The sequence below is a fragment of the Campylobacter sp. CH246 genome (genome assembly GCF_004378835.1).
GTDB lineage: Bacteria > Campylobacterota > Campylobacteria > Campylobacterales > Campylobacteraceae > Campylobacter_D > Campylobacter_D jejuni.
Genome location: NZ_RYYA01000010.1, coordinates 24,675 through 43,128 on the forward strand (window position 1 = coordinate 24,675; position 18,454 = coordinate 43,128).

Sequence of the window (18,454 nt, forward strand, 5' to 3'; positions counted from 1 at the left end):
CTTTCATTTTCCTAAACAAAAATTACCAAACATTTCGTCTAAAATTTCATCTCTTTGAAAATCTTTGGTAAATCTTGCAAGTTCATTAATAGCTAAATTAAGCTCAAAAGCAAAAAACTCTAAAGAACTTTCCTCTAAAAGCCCCTTAGCTCTAAAAATCGCTTCACTTGAAATTTTACAAGCATTAATAAGATCTAAAGAACTTACCATAATACCTTCGCTATCAAAAGAATTAAGATAATTTTGCAATTCTTCTTTTAACAAAGTAATGTCTTTTTGAGCACTAAGCTTGATAAAATTTTTATTTTGAGTATTTTTGAAAACATTTTCTAAATCACTTTTATTTAAAATCCAAAAGATTTTTTTATCAGTATTTGCTAATAAGTCAAAAATTTTCTCATCTTCTTTATCTTGCACTCTTGAAGCATCAAAGACTGCCAAAATAATATCTGCATCTTCTAAACTTTTTTTACTTAAAGCTACGCCGATTTGTTCTATAACATCTTTACTTTCCCTAATACCCGCTGTATCTATAATGCGTAATAAATGCGTTCCTAATTTAAAGTTCTCTTCTATAGTATCACGAGTGGTGCCTGCTATATCTGAAACAATAGCTCTTTCATAAGAAAGCAAGGCATTTAAAAGCGAAGATTTGCCTACATTTGGCTTACCTACAATAGCGATTTTAAAACCTTCTATGAGTCCTTTTTTGCTTTGAGAAAGCGTATAAATTTCTTTTAAAATTTTAGAATTTTCTTCACACATAGTAGAAATTTGCTCTAATAAATCAGAAGGTAAATCATCATCAGCATAATCAATGCTAGTTTCTACAAAAGCCAAGGTTTTAACCAAATCTGTGCGAATTTTTTCTAAAAGTTCTCCTAAGTTTCCTTGCATGTTGCGTGCTATAATTTTAGCTGCAAGTGCAGATTTTGAAAGTATGAGATCTTGTATATTTAAAGCTTTTAAAGGAGTCATTTTGCCATTTAAACACGCTCTTTTGCTAAATTCCCCTGCTAAAGCAAGTCTTGCTCCTAAACTCACAAGTTCTTCGAGTAAAACTTCACTCACACTAAATCCTCCATGAGTTTGAAACTCTACTATATCTTCCCCTGTAAAACTATAAGGGGCTTTAAAATATATCATTATAGCTTCATCGATAATTTCATTATTTTGATTAAAAAGTTTTGTAAAAGTAGCATGGCGCGGGGTAAGTTTGGTTTTGTGGCTAAGCTTTAAGGCAAATTCTAAAGCCCTTTCACCGCTTAATCTTACAATAGAAATCGAACCCACACCATGAGCTGTGGCAATAGCCGCTATAGTATCACTCATCTTTTTTGAAAAAGTCGTTTATTACAACAAATCTTTGATCATTATTTTGCTTAATTCCTACATACTTATCTGGAAATTCAGCTCTTAACTGCTCTAAAGCGATTTTTATCAAAACCCCATCTAAAGGTTTGGTTTGTCCGCGTCCATGAATTTTAATTTTTTCAATCACGCTTTGTAAATAAAGCTGCATACCTTGAATTTGATTTTCTAAAAATTGAGCGATCTCAAGGCGCACTAAAAGATTATATTTTAAATTGATCCAATTATGCAAAAGATAAGAAATAGCCTTGTAACGATGTGCTTCTTTGCCTATCATCAAAGCAGCATCTTCCCCATCCAATCGAATCAAAACGCAATCTTCATCATACATTCTAAGTTCACTAAGCTCTATTTTAAACTGGGAGCTTTCTAAAAGTTTTACAAGCTGAATACGAATCTCATCTAAAATATCCTGAGTATTACGCACTCCTTTGCTTTCTCGATGAAAACTATCAAAAATTTCATCACTTTTTACTGTATATTTTTCTTTTTGGCTTTTATTTTTTTCATTTTTTATTTCAATCTTGTTTTCTTGCTTTGGCTCATGTGTTTCTGGTTTGTGATTTTTTGAACTTGCAAATTCTTTTTTAGGATTTTTTTTCAAAATCCTTTTTTTTGCTTTAGCCTCTATAATTGCCTTTTTTCTTCCAAATCCAAAAAAACCTTTTCTTGGATGCTGAATAATCTCATATTCTAAGTCTATTACAGAACATTCTAAACTTCTTGAAGCTTCTGTTAAGGCACTTTGAAGATCAATGGCTTCGATTTTCATTTTTCATGCTCCGCTTGTTTTTTGTGATGTTCTTTAGCAAATATTTTATTGATAACCCATTGTTGAACCAAAGAACAAAGGTTATTTACAAACCAATAAAGCGTAAGTCCTGCTGGGAAAGTGATAAAGAAAAAAGTAAAAATCACTGGTAAAAATTTCATAATCTTAGCTTGCATAGGATCCTGTATAGTCATAGGTGTAATAAGCTGTTGTAAAAACATCGTTGCACCCATTAAAATAGGCAAAATAAAATAAGGATCCATTACCGATAAATCATGTATCCAAAACGCCCAAGGAGCTGCTTTTAACTCAATAGCATTAAGCAAAACGCGATAAATAGCAAAGAAAATAGGAATTTGTAAAAGTATAGGCAAACAACCACTCATAGGATTTGCACCATGTTTTTTATAAAGCTCCATCATGTGCATATTCATTTTTTGCGGATCGCCTTTATAGCGCTCTCTAATATCTTTCATTTTAGGAGCAAGATCTTTAAGTTTATTCATAGAAATCATAGACTTATAAGTTAGTGGGAATAAAATAATACGCACAATTAAAGTCATCACAACGATAGCCCAACCCCAATTTCCTATATACTGATGCAAGAAATTCAAAAACTCAAACATAGGCTTAGCAATAAAAGTAAACCAACCATATTCAACAACTGCTTCAAGGCGTGGATCTATACTTCTTAAAATCACATGTTCTTTAGAACCTATATAGCCTCCTGCTTTAAATTCATTATCGCTATAAGCAAAAACTATAGGGTTTTTATTAGCATCCTTGCTGATTGCCACATTTAAAGGTTTATCAAAATTATAAAAGAAAGTTGCATAGTATCTATCAAAAGCCGAAGTCATTACGACATTATTAGCACTTTCATCCTTTTCTACATCTCCATCTTTATAAGTTTCGATGGTTTCTTTATTATCCATTACCAAAGCACCATGAACCGTATAACTATCTACGGCAATATTTGGACGATATCCTGGACTTATAAAATAATTTGCATTCTTGCTGAGTTTAACTTCTATCTCATAATTCCCTTTTGGATAAAAAGTAATATCTTTTTCGATTTTCAATCCGGAAAGATTTTGAGTGAGTTTTAAAACTTGACTTCCATTTTCATCAACAAAAAGATTGCTAGCGTTAGCGACATAAGGAATTTTAAAAGCCTCTGAGTTAATACTTGGATCACTAAAACGCATTTCTAAAGGATAAGGACTATTTTCCTTGCTAATAAGATTTATAAATTCCCCTTTCTCATTTTGGTATTTTCTATCTTTTAAATAAAAAGCAGAAATTCTACCAAAAGAGTCAATTTGTGCTTCAAAATGCTTGCTTTGAACCTTAGATATCACACTATCTTGCGAAACTAAAGCCGCACTTGGAGTATTTGTGGTGGTATTTTGTATATTAGGAGTGTTATTTATGCTTGTGTTTTGTTGATTTTTTTGTGTAATGTTTTGTTCTATTTTTAAAGGTTGCTTTGGAATGAAAAAATAATCATAAATAACAAAAAATAAAAAAGAAATCACAACAGCTAAAAGTATACGCTTTTGCTGAAAAATATTATTTGAATTATTCACTGATTTGTCCTTTTAAAGATGATTTTTATAAGATAAAAACTTTTATTTTTATAAGGTATATATAAAAAACAAAGTTGTTTTTCTGCTAAAAATATAGGCTTAAAACATAAATTTATAGGATAAAAATTTTTAGAAACCCTAGGATAATCAAAACCCCCTTTAAAAAAAGGGTTGCATCTTAAAATTCTAAAAAAAGTAGAAAAAAAAGCTAGAAAAAAATTCTTTTTTTGAAACTGCCAAAGCGCATACTCAGAACAACTAGGATAATACCTACAAGTAGCGGGTTTTAAAGGGCTTAAGAATTTCTGATAAAAACGGAGTATTTTTAGGCATATCATTTGAAACATTCTAGTTTTTTCAATCCCCATTTTAGATTTTTTTCTAACCTAGAAAAAGAAAGTTCAGTGATTTCATTTTTAGCTACAAAAATATATTTGCCATCTTGAAGATATCTTTCAAACTTAGCAAACAAAGCTCTTAAAATTCGTTTTGAACGATTTCTAACCACTGCTTTTCCAACTTTTTTACTAGCAACAACTGCTATTTTTTTTTCATAACTATTCAGATAAAAAATGATCACACCTTCGCAATGCCATTTTTTACCCACTTTATATACAGATAAAAATTCCTCGTTTGTGCTAAATTTATCAAAATTTTTCACACAGCAAGTCTTTTTCTACCTTTAGCGCGTCTTGCATTGATCACTTTGCGACCATTTTTAGTTTTCATACGAACACGGAAACCATGAGTGCGTTTTCTTGGAGTGCCATGCGGCTGATAAGTTCTTTTCATTTGATTTTTCCTTAAAAAATTATAAAATAAACTTGTATTTTATCTTAATCTTACTTATAAATTGCTTTTGATTAAGAGTAATTTTTAAATTCTTTTGATAAATTTTGAAATTATTTTTAAAAGGTTAAAAATGTCAGAATTTAAAATTATTGATTTAAGACAAGAAGATTTAGATATTTTACAAGAAATGATCATAGAATTTGCAAAATACGAAGATATGTTAGATTTTCTTCAATGCACGAAAGAAAAACTGGAACATTCTTTACTAAAAAATAAATTTGCTCGTGCTTTTTTGTTAAAAGAAAATGAAAAAACTATAGGCTATATGATTTATTTTTATACTTTTTCGTCTTTTTGGGGCAGCGGTGGAATTTATCTTGAAGATATTTATATACGAGAAGATTTTCGTAAAAAAGGTTATGGAAAAGCTGTTTTTAAATTTTTAGGAGAAATTTGCAAAAAAGAAAATTTAAAAAGACTCGACTGGGTTTGCTTAAATGATAATATTTTAGGTATTAATTTTTATGAAAGTTTAAACGCTAAACATCTTAAACAATGGAGAAATTATCGTCTAAGTGGAGAAAATTTAGAAAAATTATGTGATTTATGATAAGAAGTCTTTATTATTTAAAAGCTATGGGATTTAACTTTGTTGATACACATATAAACCACTTTGAACAAGTACAAAATTTTCAAGAATTAAAACAACTTGTTTCATCTTGCACCTTATGCCAATTTTCCAAAACAAGAAAATTTAGTCTTATGGAACCTAAGATAAAAAATGCCAAATTACTAATTCTTGATGTTTTTGGGCAAAAAAGTGAAAATGAAAGTGGAATTTTACTTAATTCAAAAAAAGGTGAAAAATTAAAACACTATATTTATCAAATTTTAGGGCTTTGCGATGAAGATTTTTATTTTTCTTATTTATTTAAATGTTTTTGCAATGGAAAATTTGATGATTTTTCGCTACAATCTTGCTTACCATTTTTCTGGAACGAACTAAAACTGATTCAACCTGCTTTTTTGCTTTGTCTAGGAGAATATACATTTAAAAGCTTGGGATTTAAAGATTATCACATTTTAAAAGGTGAAGTTTTTGCTTATAAAAATTTTTTCATAATGCCAAGTTATGATTTAGATTTTATAGAAAAAAATCCAAGTTATGAAAAAAATTTTATACAAGATTTAAAAAAAATTAAAGGATTTTTATGAAAAAAATATTTTTAATATTTTTCTTATCTTGCTTTTTGCTTAATGCAAAAGAGCAAAAATTAGTCGATGTAAAACCCGTTGAAAATTTTTATCCTAAATTAAGCGTTCAAGAATGCAACACAAATTGTCTTTTTGATCTTTTAGAATCAAGATTGTATCTTAGTTTTTTAAGTGAATTTGCAGATCAAAACGATCAATTTTTATCTAATGTTTATGCAAAATTATTAAATTCCATTACTGATTTTGAAAAAAATGTTCAAAAAATTACTTCTGTTAAACTTGCGATAATTATCCCAGAAAAAACCATAAAAAGCTACTCAAATACTATAATAAATTCAAGCATAGCCTATCTTTTAAGACAAAGAGCTGAAATCAAAGTAAAAGTTTTTTTAACCGGCACAGAAGATAGTGATAAAATTCGAGCCGCGCTTGATGCAGCACAAGCTCAAGGATATCAGTATGCCATAGCTGGATTTACCTTAAAAGGTGCTAATGGGTTGAAAAATTACTCAGGAAATATGAAAATTTTCATACCGACTATCCATAAAAACAACATACAAATTTCAAATCAAAATATTATTTTTGGAAGTATTGACTATGATGTTCAAATTGCCACACTTTTAAGCAAATCAAATACTAATATCGCAATATTTAGCGATGGCTCTGCCTTATCAAGCAATCTAAATTCAAGAATTCTTGCTCAAAATAATAATGCTAGAATATATACCATAGAAGGCGAGAAGCTTGATTTTAGCAGGCTTTTAAGATCACAAGGTGGAGTTAATAATGCCTCAATATTTTTTAACACTCCATTGATCAAAACAGCTCTAGCAAGTTCTCAGCTAAGAATTTATAACATTCATCCTTATGTGCTTTTATCCACTCAAATTAACTATAATCCAACATTTTTAAGTTTAACACAACAAGGAGATAGAGAAAATTTTATCATTGCTAATTCTATCAATAACCACGATGATAACTTAGTCTATCTTAATGAAATTTTTAATCAAAGTATAGATTATAACTGGATTGCTTATGCTACTAGCATAGGAGTTGATTACTTTTATACCGAATTCCTAAATAAAAAAAGCGAAAGTTTATTTGATGAGAAAATCAAAAATTCTCAAGTTGATTACAAAGTGCGTCTTATGCAAGGTAAACAAGCAAGCTTTGAAGAATTAAAATAATTCTTCAAAGAGCTTTTTTAACTGCATATCCATTCTAGCTGGTTTTTCGTTTTTAATAAAAGCCAAAGTTAATTCCATTTTAAAAAACAAAATTTCATCTTTATAAATTTCTTGTAAAATTTCCACAGAAGCATTTTTGACTTCTAAAATTTTTGTTTTAATCTCTATCATATCTCCAAGTTTTGCAGGTTTTAAGAAATTGCAATTTGCTTTTGTAAGTAAAAAATGTCCCTTAGACGCATCAAAAATATCTACTTTTTTATTGAAAAAAATTTCACTTCTTGCTCTCTCGCAAAATTTTAAATAATTACTATGATACACCACTCCACCCGCATCAGTATCTTCATAATACACACGCATTTTCATCGCTTTACCTTAAAAAATATTTCACATTTAAAAAACATTAGATTATACAACGGAAATTCTTTGATATCGCTTTTTAGTTTATATTAAAAAATTCCGTCCAATCTTAATTTAATAAAGCTTTTTAACTTCACTGGGAGAGTATAGAGAAATTTTGTTTTAAACTTTCCATTGTTACCTTCTTAAGCATCAACGCTTTTGCAGCCACTCAAGCAAATACTACAGACAATCGAAATTTCAATATTCCAAAGCATTATTTTAATGATAACGAACTTTATGATAAAACCAATTCTACTTATAAAAAACTCCAAGGTATAAATTATTATGCTAAGAGTTCTAAACAATATATTAACAATATTTAACAATCATAAACCAAATATTACAAATATAAACGATTTAAATTTTAAACATTATTTACTTACTCCTAATATGAGAGAAGATGAAGTTCTTTCTTTTAAAGCAAGGCATGGTGTTAATACAGCCGATCGTAGTATAAAAAACAGTTAGAGTGCTTCCTTGTTTAATCACAGCAAAAACCGATCATGCTGATGCAAGTTATAACAAACTTATATTAGAACAAGGAGAACTTAGTTCGGTTTTTTATCTTAAACCTAAAGATACTCATATAAAAATCCTAGTAATTCTAAAAGCAATCAACGCATGAATTTCTTAATGAGTTCTACCTTTACTCATTATAGTAATGCAAGCTATAACCAAACCATACTTCAAAAAGATGCTCATATTAGTATGGGAGTTGAGAACACTTATGATTTAGCCTTAAATGGTTCTCCTTATTTAATCGGAGCTATAGCCACTTATGGAGATTCTACAAATAATAGTTTAAATATAAAAGCAGGTAGCAGTGTAGAGTTTTTTACTTCCTTGCCTAAAAAAGATAAAAATGGTAATAATACCTTTAATGAAAGAATCACTCACCTTGTAGGTGGTTTAGCTTATCAAGGTAATGTAAAAAACAATAAAATCTTTATCAAAGATGCTAGTATGATTATCCATGGTCCAAGCAAAGCTTATGCTAGTTTAGCTGCTGCTCATATTAACGCAGGTTATATAGATAGCGAATCAGATAAAAACTTTCAAAGCCAGTAAAAACCTTTTAGACATAGATAGTTTTAATCTTGATATGTATATGAATCATGATAAACAACCCTTAGCTTATAATTCTGTTTTATTTGCTGATTTTTTGGGTGGAAAAACCGAACAAGGACAAGCCTTAGATAATACTATCAATATTAAAAGATATTAAAAACCTAAAAAAATAAAAACAATGAGAACATTTTTGCTCAAGCTTTGTTTAACTTCTACGCAGGAGCTTATAATAATGGAGAAGTAAATTATAATACCTTAAACATAGAATTAAAACATCCTTTAGAAATCGCTAATAACTTCTTAGGTTATAACCAACATTCTTTTTATGGTGACTTTGCAACTAAAGGAGTTAATCATAATACCATTAACATTAAAAACGATCTTACCACAACCGATCTTTCTCAAAGCTATAAAGATGCTTTAAATATTATAGCTGCTAGAACCTTAGAAGGCAGTGCGGATTATAATAAAGTTTATATTAATAATTCTATGTCAACCTTACCTGTATACATTTATACAGCTAAGAAAAACCTTCTTAATAATCAAGACTTTTATCCTAGTAGTGCTAATAACAATAAAGTATCGATTAAAGATTTTGCTTCTTTTAGAAATCTAACTGTATTAACAGAAGCCAAAGAAGCTTCTTATAATACTATAAATTATAACAATGTTCAAAGCATTACTGATGCAAGTAATATAGATAAAGGTTCTAAAATCATCATAAGAGCTTTAGATAAAGCCAATCATAATATCATAGATATAAAAAACTATTCTTCTAATGCAGCTGCTTATAATAAAATCATTATCAATGATACTTTATTTGGTGTAGCTTCAGATAAAAGAGAAGGGATTTTAAGTATTATAGCTGAACTTTCAAACAATGGCCATGATAATACCTTAATCATAAACAATCTCAATCTTGATGAGTATAAAAATAACAATTCTGTTTTTATAGCTCCTTCGGCCATTACAGGTTTAAGTGAAGCTAAATCTTATAATAATACCTTAATATAGGCGGGAATTTAAATATATTTAAAAACACTTTCATAGATATATTAGCAGGAGCCTTAGTACATTATGAAGATAATTATAGTACTTCTAATGCTATAGCTCCTTCAGATATCAGTTTAAGTAAAAACAATAGACTGATTTTAAATACTAAAGTTGAAGCTAGAATCATTAATAACTTTGAGCATTATTATCTTATTGCATCCAATAAAATCAACACAACTCCCCTTTTTGAAGTCATACGATACTCCTATTAATATTTCTAGCTAGGGAGTATTGGCTCTTTATACCCTCAAAGAGTAATACCCCTATATTAAAAATAAAGAAATCTTAATCTTATAAAGTGAGCAAAGTTTTATAGATGAAAACTCTAATATTTTAAATCAAGAAGAACTTCAAAGCTTTATTGAAAAAATGTAAAAAACAAAGAAGATTTTAAACTAAGTTCTATAGATAGATTAAAAAAGATGAACCTACAAAAGCTTTCTTATGAAGTAAGAATATCTCAAGATGACAAAAACATTTATGCAAGGATAAAATAAATCATTCCTATCTTAAAGATAGGAACGATTTATTTGTATTTTTATAAATATAAACAAAAGATTCTTAAATCTTAATCTTACAAAAAGGAGCAAGTCATGAAAAAGTTAAATAAACTTTCTTTGTCTTTAGTTGTAGGTTCTTTACTTTTTACACAAAGCTATGCTTTACCAAGTGGGGGTAAGTTCACCCATGGAACAAGTGGAAGTATAAGTGTTAGTGGTGGTTTTAATATAGCAAGTGATGAAACTGTAAATTTTGGACAAGGAAAAACTAACCAAAATTATTTAAATATTGTCTATGGTTCTAAAAGCTCTCATTATAGATGGAACACTCAATAGTGGAAGCAATAATATCTTTTTAATCAATCCTAATGGCATAGTAGCGGGTAAAGGTGGAAAAAAATTGTTCTGTCTGCTTCATCAATAGGTGGGAGTTTGCAAAAGATGGAAAACTTTCAGAATTTAAAGGAGATCCTAAAACAATATCACCTGTAATTAAATCCAATGCAGGAAATGTTATAAATTTAGAAACTATAACGGTAGGAGAAAGAGTTGCTATGGCAGGCAATCAAGTTTCAAATATGAAATATGGTAGCACTGATTATGGTAAATTCATTTTTACAAATAAAAAAGAACAATCCAATACCGTCTATCTTAATGCCTATAGTAATGATACATTTGTCATTCGTGGTCCTGCATCAAATACAATAAAAAAGAAGACTCTGTAATGTTGAGTATAAGATCTAATAAAGGCTTAACTGGACCAGGAGGAGATCCAACAGACACAATAGGTTATAAAGAAACTAGCGATCTTATTGCTAAAGATAACATCTCAAATGAAGTTTTAAATTCTATATTTAATGACTTGAAATTTAATTCTAGTGTTGATATTAGCGACTTAAGTAAATTTTATAAAGATGGAAAAATATTAACAGCTAATGAACTAACAAGCATTAATCAAAGTATGGATTTTATTACTGCTTTATATGAACAAACGCAAGATAGCAATAATGCAACATTTGCAAACGCTTTAAAGGAAGTATTGGGAAATTCTTATGGTGATCTAGGAAAAGCTAATCAAGCCATTATTAAAACAAAGGAAATTCTTTCTCAAAATTCCTAAAATGACCGAAGGGCAAGAAAACGCTCAAAAAACTTACGATACTGCTGCAAATGCTTATAATGAAGCAGTTAAAGCTTACAATACAACTCTAAGTGGTATAACAGGTAATAATGGCGATAAAGTTATTGCAGGTTTAAAACAAGCTGTAGATAAAGTTTCTAGTGATTTACAACAAGCTACAATAGCTCTTCAAATCGCTACAGCGAGTACTAATTCTAGTTTAGAAAATTCTAATAAAACTTTAGCAAGTGCGAGCATAAATGGAACTAGTCATCTTACAGTCAATGGAAAATATAGTGCAAACTATAAGCCAGTATCCATTATAAATTTAGGATCTAACAACTCCAACAACGGAAACGATGGAACCGATTCAGGTGATATTAACAATAGCAACAACAACGGTTCTAATAATAACCCAAATGATACCATAGGACAACAAGAACCTGGCATTGCTACAGATTTTTATGCAAACTACAGATGAAGATCCAAATATCAATGAAGATGATAAACAAGCAAGTATAGATGAAACCAGCGCTCAATTAAGTAATAATGCTTGTATAGTATCGGATAATTTTAAAGTAGGAAATTCTTGCTTAAGATGATTAATTCCAAAAGGTTAAAAGCCTTTTGGATCTAATAAAACAAAGTTTAAAGATTAAAAATCAAACAAACACTAAGGAAAATTTAAATGAAACGCATTATCTTACTATCTAGTTTAGCTATCTTAAACCTTTATGCTAGCGATACTAAAGATAATAAAAAAACCATACAAATATTAGAACAATCTCCTTATAAAGAAGATGCTAACTTAAAAACTACAATAACACTTTAAAAGTAAAAGATGGAGTGATTATCATAGATCATTCTAATACCAGTGATGATGATAATTCAAAAACCATCAACACAAAGAAAAACACTCAAAAAAATCAACCTAATTTGTCTAATGATAATATAAAACTCCAAATTCAAACACTCCTTCTTTAAAAAATACTTCTAAAGAAGAATAAATTCATAAAGTTAGCTTTAATTTTCATATTACCAATAAAAACATAAACTTTAAAGATCTAGGTTTAGATGAGCAAGTTTTACAAGAAGTCTTAAACGATTACAAAAAAGAAAGTATTTCAGTTCAAGACTTACAAGATATAGCCAATATTATTTCTTATTATGTTTAAATTAATGGTTATCCTGCTGCTACAGCTTATATCCCACAACAAGAACTAAAAGATCAAATTCAAATCAATATCACCTTAGGTGTTTTAGGTAAATATGTGGTTCAAAACAATTCTAGTGTAAGAGATTATACTATAGAAAGTAAATTACCTAATCATGAAGGTAAAATCATTACTACTAAATTAGTAGAAGATGCAGTTTATAAAGTCAATGAAATGTATGGGATACAAACTCTTGTTTCTTTAAAAGCAGGAGATAATCTAGGTGAAACAGATATAGTGATAGAAACTACCCCTAGATAGCTTCGTTTCTGTATTGTTTTATGGGGATAATTACGGTATAAAAGAATCAAGCAGATATAAGGGTGGTGCTAGTATGAGTTTTAATAACATAGCTCATCAAGGAGATAGTCTTAATGCTTACTTGCAAAGAAGCGATGAAGCACAAACTAACTATGGTATAAATTATACTACTTTCTTAAGGAATTTAAAAATCACTCCAAGTTATTCTAAAGGAAACTATACTTTAGGGGAATTTGGAGAGAATTTGACTTTATAGGAACTTCTGAAAATCTAGATATAGATTTAAAATATCCTTTGGGGATTACGACTTATAATTCTTTTTATTTAACTTCAAGTTATTATCATAAAAAACTTCGTGATTCTAAATTTGATATTTTAACCTTTGATAAAAGCTCTGATACAATAAGCTTTGGTATAGAAGGAGTTTATAATGGTATTAGTAATGATAGTTTTTCTTATAGTGCTAATAAGCTATGGTAATGTTAAAGATGAAGGTATGACTATAGTAGGTATAGGAACAAGCAAAGTAGGTGGAGTAAAATTTGGAAAATTTGCTAAACTCAATGTCAATCTTAACAATGCTTATTTCTTTAATGATACCTTTACTCATCTTTTTAGTTTAAATTATCAACAAGTTATCAATGGATCTACATTAGATAGTAGTGAAACCATATCTTTAGGAGGTCCTTATGGAGTAAGGGCATATAATAATGGAGATGGAGAAGGAGATAATGCTGTAGTAGCCAGCTTTGGACTTAGAATGGCTACTCCTTTAAAAGATTTTTATATTACTCCTTTTTATGATATAAGTTATTCTTGGTATGAGAATGATTCTTATACAAACTATATGGATGCTTATGGTTTACAACTGCTTTATAATAAAACAGGGAATTTTTATGTCAAGCTTGATTTAGCTAGAGCTTTAAAGAAGTATAAGCTAGATGATGATTATAGTTCTAAAGCTTATGTAATCTTTAGAAAGTATTTTTGAGTTATTTTTGATCAAATATTTAATGCATATAATTTATATTGCCATAAAAGCTTTTAATGTTATAATTTAGCATTAAAAGCAAATGTCAAGGATAAAAATGCAAGAAAATTTACTCGAAAAACAATTTCTAAATCACCCTTTATACGCTAAAATTCAAGAACTTAAAGCTCTCAATCTTGCTTGTAATTTTTCTTTAGATGATAGTGTAAATTTATCTACAAATTCTCAAGCCAAAGATGAAATCTTAGCTATAACAAAAGAACTCAAGCCATGGAGAAAAGGTCCTTTTAAAATAGACGATCTTTTTATCGATACAGAATGGCAAAGTTTTATTAAATTCAACATTCTAAAGCCTTTCATGAACGAAATTTCTCAAAAATGCGTTGCTGATATAGGCTGTAATAATGGTTATTATATGTTTAAAATGCTTGAATTTAATCCTGCAAAACTCATAGGTTTTGATCCTTCTATCAAATACCGCTTACAATTTGAACTCATTAACGCTTTAGCTAAAACTCCTATAAAATACGAACTTTTAGGCGTAGAAGATCTTCCAAGCTATGGCTTGAAATTTGATGTGATTTTCTGTCTTGGGGTGATTTATCATAGAAGTGATCCTATAAAAATGCTAAAAGATTTAAAAGCAGGACTTAATAAAAATGGAGCTGTTTTTTTAGATACCATGTATATAAAAGATGAGAGAGAAATCGCTCTTGTGCCTAATAAAACTTATTCTAAAATTCCAAATATTTATTTTATACCAAGCATTAGTGCATTAAAAAACTGGTGTGAAAGAGCAGGATTTAAAGAATTTGAAGTTTTGGCTACAAAAAAAACCGATGAAAACGAACAAAGAAAAACAGAATGGATAGACTCTTTTTCGCTGAAAAATTTCTTAGATCCAAAGGATAAAAATCTTACCATTGAAGGTTATGAAGCACCCAAAAGAGTTTATATACGCATTAAAATATAAATTCTTTTTATTTTTTACCGATATTAAAAATTAGATATTTTGAAGTAGATAAGTAGAATTTAAAGGTTAGATATGGCAAAAAAAGATAATTTTGAAGAATATGCACAACTTGAAGAATACGCATCTGCAGAAGATATATCTCGTGTTAGAGCAGAATTACTCACTTGTCCTGAATTAAACACCTCGCTTACTGGAACCATTATCGAAATTGATAAAAACTATGCCAAATCAATTTTAATAACCACAAGCGAAATGGTAGCAGATGATCAAGGATTGATTTTTGATGCCTTTATTTTCGCTGCAGCAAACTATGTAGCACAAGCCTCTATCAATAAAGAATTTTCAGTGATTATTGGATCAAAGTGTTTTTTTTATGCTCCGCTTAAATTAGGCGATGTTTTAGAACTTGAAGCTCATGCACTTTTTGACGAAACCTCCAAAAAAAGAGATGTAAAAGTGGTTGGACATGTTAAAGAAATTAAAATGTTTGAAGGAACGATACAAGTTGTTAGCACCGATGAGCATATATTTAAACTCAAGCGTCCGCCACTTAACACTGTTAAACCTACAGAAAATCAAGAACAAGGTGCCAAAATCAACAATCCAGAAGCCGTAGCAGCTGCATTAATGGCCTCTGTGGGTGGAAAATAATCAAGGAATCATTTTAATATCTACCCAATTTTTTGGGCAATCCTTATGATAAGTTCCGCTTCCATCATAATACTCTTTACAATCATCATAAAAACGATTTGAAATCCCTCTTTCATTTACAAAACATCCAGAAATTCCTAAAGCTAATAGCACCATTAAAGTATATTTTTTCATGTTTTTCCTTAGAATTTATTGTGTTTTCTCCATTTATAAGGCTCTATAGGATTACTCTCTTTCCAAAGACCTAAATGATTTTTCTTAGCATTTTCTTGTTCTTTGATATAAGCGTTACTATAGTAAGTATCAGCCCAAGCATAACCTTTGCTTACTAAAAATCGATTAATATCAACATCATTAAGCTTTACAATAGCAACAATTCTACCATAAGTATCTTTATTTTTATAAATAATTTCAACTTGCTTATCATTTAAAATTCTACTTAAAGCTTCTTTTGATTGCTTTCCAAAACTTTGTTTAAGTTCTGGTGCATCTATACCAAAAAATCTTATTCTAGCGAGTTTGTTTTCATGATTAACTTCTATAGTATCCCCATCAATAATTCTAACTACTTTTCCTTTAAAACTAGAATTTTGGGCAATATAGTTCTGGACAAAAACAACTACAAGAGTAAAAATTAATACAGAAAAAAGTTTTTTTGGATCGCTTAATAATTTTCTTAGATTAAATAATTTTTTATAATTTATTCTCATTTTTTAATCATTTTGCCTTTAAATTTTAAAAAATATGCCATAATTTTATCAAAACAAAGGAGATAAAATGCAAAATGTTATAGAAAATTTTAAACAATTATGCAAAATTCCTCATTGCAGTTATGAAACAGAACAAATGAAAGAATTTTTAAGCTCTTACGCCAAAGATAAGGGCTTTAAGGTGAGCGTAGATAAGGCAGGAAATATCCATGCCATAAAAGGCAAGCCAAAAATTTGCTTACAAAGCCATTATGATATGGTCTGTATGGGCGATGCACCAAACTTAGAAGTTTATGAAGAAAATGGCTTTTTAAGAGCCAAAAATTCAAGTCTTGGTGCAGATAATGGTATAGGTATAGCCATCATGATGAGTGCTATGGCTGAATTTGAAAATTTAGAGTGTCTTTTTACAAACGATGAAGAAGTAGGACTCATGGGAGTGAATTCACTCGAGCACACTTTAGAATCTAAAATGCTTTTAAATTTAGATCATGAAAGCGATGATGAGATCATGATAGGCTGTGCAGGTGGAGTAGATATAGAAGCTAGCTTGTCTTTTAATACCCTTAGAAAAAAGGGTAAAATTTATGAGCTTTGCGCACAAAATTTTAAAGGTGGACACTCAGGCATAAATATCATACGCAATGAAAAAAGTTCTATCAAAGAAATGGCTAAATTCATACAAGAAAATGAAGGAGAAATCATTTCTTTTGAAGGCGGAGAAAGAATCAATTCTATACCTAAACACGCCAAAGCTTTAGTGCATTTTAAAGATGAAGTAAAGAGCAACGACTGGATAAAATGTGAATTTAAAGAAGAAAATGAATTTGAAATTTGCGATCAAAGTAAAAAACTTTTAAGCCTTATAAATTCTTTTACTCATGGAGTTAGAGCTTATGATGAAAATCTAGGTATAGTTCAAACAAGCATTAACCTAGCTACTTTAAGAATGCAAGATAAACAAATCAAAGTCGCACTTTTTGCAAGATCTAATATACTTGATGGACTTAAGCAAGTAGAATTTGAAACTTTAGAATTTTTCAAGGCTTTTGATTTTAAAGTAAGAAGTTTTAATTTCTATCCACCTTGGGAAGGTAAACCAAACGCACTTAGCGACATGGTTTTTAAAGCACTTAAAAAAGTATCGCCTAATGCCAAAGTTTCAGCTATCCATGCAGGGCTTGAGTGTGGCATTATAGAGAAAAAACAAGAGCTTTTATGCGCTTCTATAGGCCCAAATATCCATAATCCTCATTCAACTGATGAGCATTGTGAAATCGCTTCAGTTGAAAAAATATCTAAGGTTGTTTTTGAGGTTTTAAAAGACAATGCTTAATTCTTTAATCTTACTTCTTGCAAAAACGCGTTTTAACAAAAACACGCAAAGCAAGGAGCAAGATCCCACTATAGTAAGATAAATACCTAAATACTCTTTATAAAAAGCATTAACTATAAAAGGGGTTAAAAAACCTAAAATCGCATAAGAAATATTATAAGCAAAGCTAATCCCACTAAATTTAAATTCGCTTTTAAAAATTTGCGTCATAAAAACAGGCGCAAAAGTAATAATACCTTGTGCAAAACAAGCCAGTAAAAAATAAAATAAAAAATTCTCATCATAAAAACTAAAAAGCATACCAAAAATAATAAAAGCTATACTAAAAATAGAACAAATCCTATAGCTTCCCCATTTGCTTGCTAAAAAACCTTGAAATAAAGCTCCAAAAATCACCGCTAAAATAGCAAAATTTTGCACCCATAAAGCAGAAGTTTTACTCATAGCTAAAAGACTTTCAAAATACTTAGGCAAAATCATCAAAGTTGCCACACCGCTTGTTAACACCATAGTCATTAAAAAACAAACAAGCATACTCATTTTATGAGTTTTTAAAGCTTCAAACAATGGAAAATTTAAAATTTTCTTTTCATTTTGAACTTTTATAAATTCTGGAGTTTCGCTGAGTTTATTTCTTAAAAACAAAGCTAAAATTCCAAAGAATCCTCCTATGATAAAAGGAATTCTCCAAGCATAGCCTTGAACTTCTTCTGGAGTAAAATAAGATCTTATGCCTAAAGTGGCAATATTTCCTAGCAATAAACCTATGGTTAAAGTCGCTGAAATAAAACCAAGAGCTAAAGGAATTTTACGCCCTTTGACAAATTCGCTCACATAAATCCAAGCTCCGCTCACCTCAGTTCCAACGGCTAAACCTTGCAAAATGCGTATAGTAAATAAAATCAAAGTAGCAAATATACCTATACTTTCATAACTTGGCAAAAAAGCTAAAGCAAAACTAGGCAAAACCATCAAAAGCATAGAAATATAAAAAATATTCTTTCTTCCATATCTATCAGCAAAATGTGCCATCACAATAGAACCAAAAGGACGCGCCAAATAAGCAGCACCAAAGGCTATATAAGCATTTATCTGCATCCAAAAAGCATCATTTTGCGGAAAGAATACCTTAGCAAAAATATCCAAAAAAAAGGCAAAAAGCACAAAATCATAAAATTCTAAAATTCCACCCAAAGAAGCATAAATAATATTTTTGTATTTTTTTTGCATATTTTATCCTAAATCAACT

General features: G+C 29.4%; 20 protein-coding genes and 4 pseudogenes. 14 read left to right on the plus strand and 10 right to left on the minus strand.

All coding sequences use genetic code 11. From position 1 onward, the window contains the following. Nucleotides 1-3 precede the first annotated feature (3 nt). The 6 genes from mnmE to rpmH are packed head-to-tail and all read right to left on the minus strand — an operon-like array spanning nt 4 to nt 4,524. Nucleotides 4-1,332 carry a tRNA uridine-5-carboxymethylaminomethyl(34) synthesis GTPase MnmE gene (gene mnmE, locus ELQ06_RS07760; RefSeq protein ID WP_002853397.1) on the minus strand — a complete coding sequence of 443 codons (1,329 nt, stop codon included), beginning with the start codon at nt 1,330-1,332 and terminating at the stop codon, nt 4-6. Beyond that, complete coding sequence (locus tag ELQ06_RS07765) at nt 1,325-2,143, minus strand: Jag N-terminal domain-containing protein (protein WP_052798044.1); 819 nt, start codon at nt 2,141-2,143, stop codon at nt 1,325-1,327. Before ELQ06_RS07765 ends, mnmE begins: the two co-directional genes overlap by 8 nt. Continuing rightward, nucleotides 2,140-3,732, minus strand: a complete 1,593-nt coding sequence (gene yidC, locus ELQ06_RS07770; protein ID WP_052798045.1) for a membrane protein insertase YidC — start codon at nt 3,730-3,732, stop codon at nt 2,140-2,142. Before yidC ends, ELQ06_RS07765 begins: the two co-directional genes overlap by 4 nt. Next, entirely contained in the window at nt 3,729-4,070 is a 342-nt protein-coding gene (gene yidD, locus ELQ06_RS07775) for a membrane protein insertion efficiency factor YidD (RefSeq protein ID WP_079460125.1), read from the minus strand. Before yidD ends, yidC begins: the two co-directional genes overlap by 4 nt. Then, a complete protein-coding gene (rnpA, locus tag ELQ06_RS07780; RefSeq protein ID WP_010790597.1) occupies nt 4,067-4,393 on the minus strand; it encodes a ribonuclease P protein component in 327 nt (108 codons plus the stop codon). The genes yidD and rnpA overlap by 4 nt, the downstream gene beginning before the upstream one ends. Next, nucleotides 4,390-4,524: a 50S ribosomal protein L34 gene (gene rpmH, locus ELQ06_RS07785; RefSeq protein WP_002776864.1), complete on the minus strand. Its 135-nt coding sequence runs from the start codon at nt 4,522-4,524 to the stop codon at nt 4,390-4,392. The genes rnpA and rpmH overlap by 4 nt, the downstream gene beginning before the upstream one ends. Before the next feature lie 130 nt (nt 4,525-4,654). Here rpmH and ELQ06_RS07790 point away from each other — a divergent pair, with 130 nt between their 5' ends. From ELQ06_RS07790 to ELQ06_RS07800, 3 genes are read left to right on the plus strand one after another with little or no spacing between them, the layout of a single operon-like run. Beyond that, nucleotides 4,655-5,134 (plus strand): GNAT family N-acetyltransferase, encoded by a 480-nt coding sequence (locus ELQ06_RS07790; protein ID WP_002853404.1) that lies wholly within the window; start codon nt 4,655-4,657, stop codon nt 5,132-5,134. Then, nucleotides 5,131-5,739: a uracil-DNA glycosylase family protein gene (locus tag ELQ06_RS07795; RefSeq protein WP_002922565.1), complete on the plus strand. Its 609-nt coding sequence runs from the start codon at nt 5,131-5,133 to the stop codon at nt 5,737-5,739. Before ELQ06_RS07790 ends, ELQ06_RS07795 begins: the two co-directional genes overlap by 4 nt. Continuing rightward, nucleotides 5,736-6,926 (plus strand): hypothetical protein, encoded by a 1,191-nt coding sequence (locus ELQ06_RS07800; RefSeq protein WP_052798047.1) that lies wholly within the window; start codon nt 5,736-5,738, stop codon nt 6,924-6,926. The genes ELQ06_RS07795 and ELQ06_RS07800 overlap by 4 nt, the downstream gene beginning before the upstream one ends. Here the strand turns inward: ELQ06_RS07800 and ELQ06_RS07805 are convergent. Next, nucleotides 6,918-7,292 (minus strand): thioesterase family protein, encoded by a 375-nt coding sequence (locus ELQ06_RS07805; RefSeq protein WP_052793819.1) that lies wholly within the window; start codon nt 7,290-7,292, stop codon nt 6,918-6,920. The two genes, ELQ06_RS07800 and ELQ06_RS07805, sit on opposite strands and share 9 nt — an antisense overlap. A gap of 140 nt (nt 7,293-7,432) precedes the next feature. Between ELQ06_RS07805 and ELQ06_RS07810 the strand changes: the two are divergent. The 10 genes and pseudogenes from ELQ06_RS07810 (at nt 7,433) to ELQ06_RS07840 (ending at nt 15,159) form a co-directional block, all read left to right on the plus strand. After that, nucleotides 7,433-9,674: pseudogene (locus ELQ06_RS07810) on the plus strand (hypothetical protein). Nucleotides 9,675-10,042: 368 nt separating this feature from the next. Continuing rightward, entirely contained in the window at nt 10,043-10,285 is a 243-nt protein-coding gene (locus ELQ06_RS08660) for a hemagglutination domain protein (protein ID WP_025998005.1), read from the plus strand. A 53-nt stretch (nt 10,286-10,338) separates the two neighbouring features. Further along, the gene (locus ELQ06_RS07815; protein WP_172669348.1) at nt 10,339-10,674 is read left to right on the plus strand and encodes a hypothetical protein; all 336 of its coding nucleotides are present in this window, start codon (nt 10,339-10,341) and stop codon (nt 10,672-10,674) included. Beyond that, a complete protein-coding gene (locus tag ELQ06_RS07820; protein WP_230095772.1) occupies nt 10,674-11,069 on the plus strand; it encodes a hemagglutinin in 396 nt (131 codons plus the stop codon). The genes ELQ06_RS07815 and ELQ06_RS07820 overlap by 1 nt, the downstream gene beginning before the upstream one ends. 1 nt (nt 11,070) lies before the next feature. Then, nucleotides 11,071-11,395 (plus strand): annotated as a pseudogene (locus ELQ06_RS07825) (hypothetical protein). Between the two features lie 138 nt (nt 11,396-11,533). After that, nucleotides 11,534-11,671, plus strand: coding sequence for a hypothetical protein (locus ELQ06_RS08665; protein ID WP_162532725.1), 138 nt, complete (start codon nt 11,534-11,536; stop codon nt 11,669-11,671). Then, nucleotides 11,659-11,783, plus strand: a pseudogene (locus ELQ06_RS08790) (hypothetical protein). Before ELQ06_RS08665 ends, ELQ06_RS08790 begins: the two are co-directional and overlap by 13 nt. A 58-nt stretch (nt 11,784-11,841) precedes the next feature. After that, nucleotides 11,842-13,535 (plus strand): annotated as a pseudogene (locus tag ELQ06_RS07830) (ShlB/FhaC/HecB family hemolysin secretion/activation protein). An 82-nt stretch (nt 13,536-13,617) separates the two neighbouring features. After that, nucleotides 13,618-14,508, plus strand: coding sequence for a tRNA 5-methoxyuridine(34)/uridine 5-oxyacetic acid(34) synthase CmoB (gene cmoB / locus ELQ06_RS07835; protein WP_079460123.1), 891 nt, complete (start codon nt 13,618-13,620; stop codon nt 14,506-14,508). A gap of 72 nt (nt 14,509-14,580) precedes the next feature. Beyond that, the gene (locus ELQ06_RS07840) at nt 14,581-15,159 is read left to right on the plus strand and encodes a hypothetical protein (protein ID WP_002866027.1); all 579 of its coding nucleotides are present in this window, start codon (nt 14,581-14,583) and stop codon (nt 15,157-15,159) included. Here the strand turns inward: ELQ06_RS07840 and ELQ06_RS07845 are convergent, their stop codons facing one another. Beyond that, nucleotides 15,160-15,333 (minus strand): hypothetical protein, encoded by a 174-nt coding sequence (locus ELQ06_RS07845; RefSeq protein WP_052798049.1) that lies wholly within the window; start codon nt 15,331-15,333, stop codon nt 15,160-15,162. Between the two features lie 8 nt (nt 15,334-15,341). Then, nucleotides 15,342-15,869, minus strand: a complete 528-nt coding sequence (locus ELQ06_RS07850) for a thermonuclease family protein (protein WP_052798050.1) — start codon at nt 15,867-15,869, stop codon at nt 15,342-15,344. Nucleotides 15,870-15,936: 67 nt separating this feature from the next. Between ELQ06_RS07850 and ELQ06_RS07855 the strand changes: the two genes are divergently transcribed. After that, nucleotides 15,937-17,205: a M20/M25/M40 family metallo-hydrolase gene (locus tag ELQ06_RS07855; protein ID WP_052798051.1), complete on the plus strand. Its 1,269-nt coding sequence runs from the start codon at nt 15,937-15,939 to the stop codon at nt 17,203-17,205. Here the strand turns inward: ELQ06_RS07855 and ELQ06_RS07860 are convergent. After that, nucleotides 17,188-18,435 (minus strand): MFS transporter, encoded by a 1,248-nt coding sequence (locus tag ELQ06_RS07860; RefSeq protein WP_052798052.1) that lies wholly within the window; start codon nt 18,433-18,435, stop codon nt 17,188-17,190. The genes ELQ06_RS07855 and ELQ06_RS07860 overlap by 18 nt on opposite strands. Between the last annotated feature and the right edge of the window lie 19 nt (nt 18,436-18,454).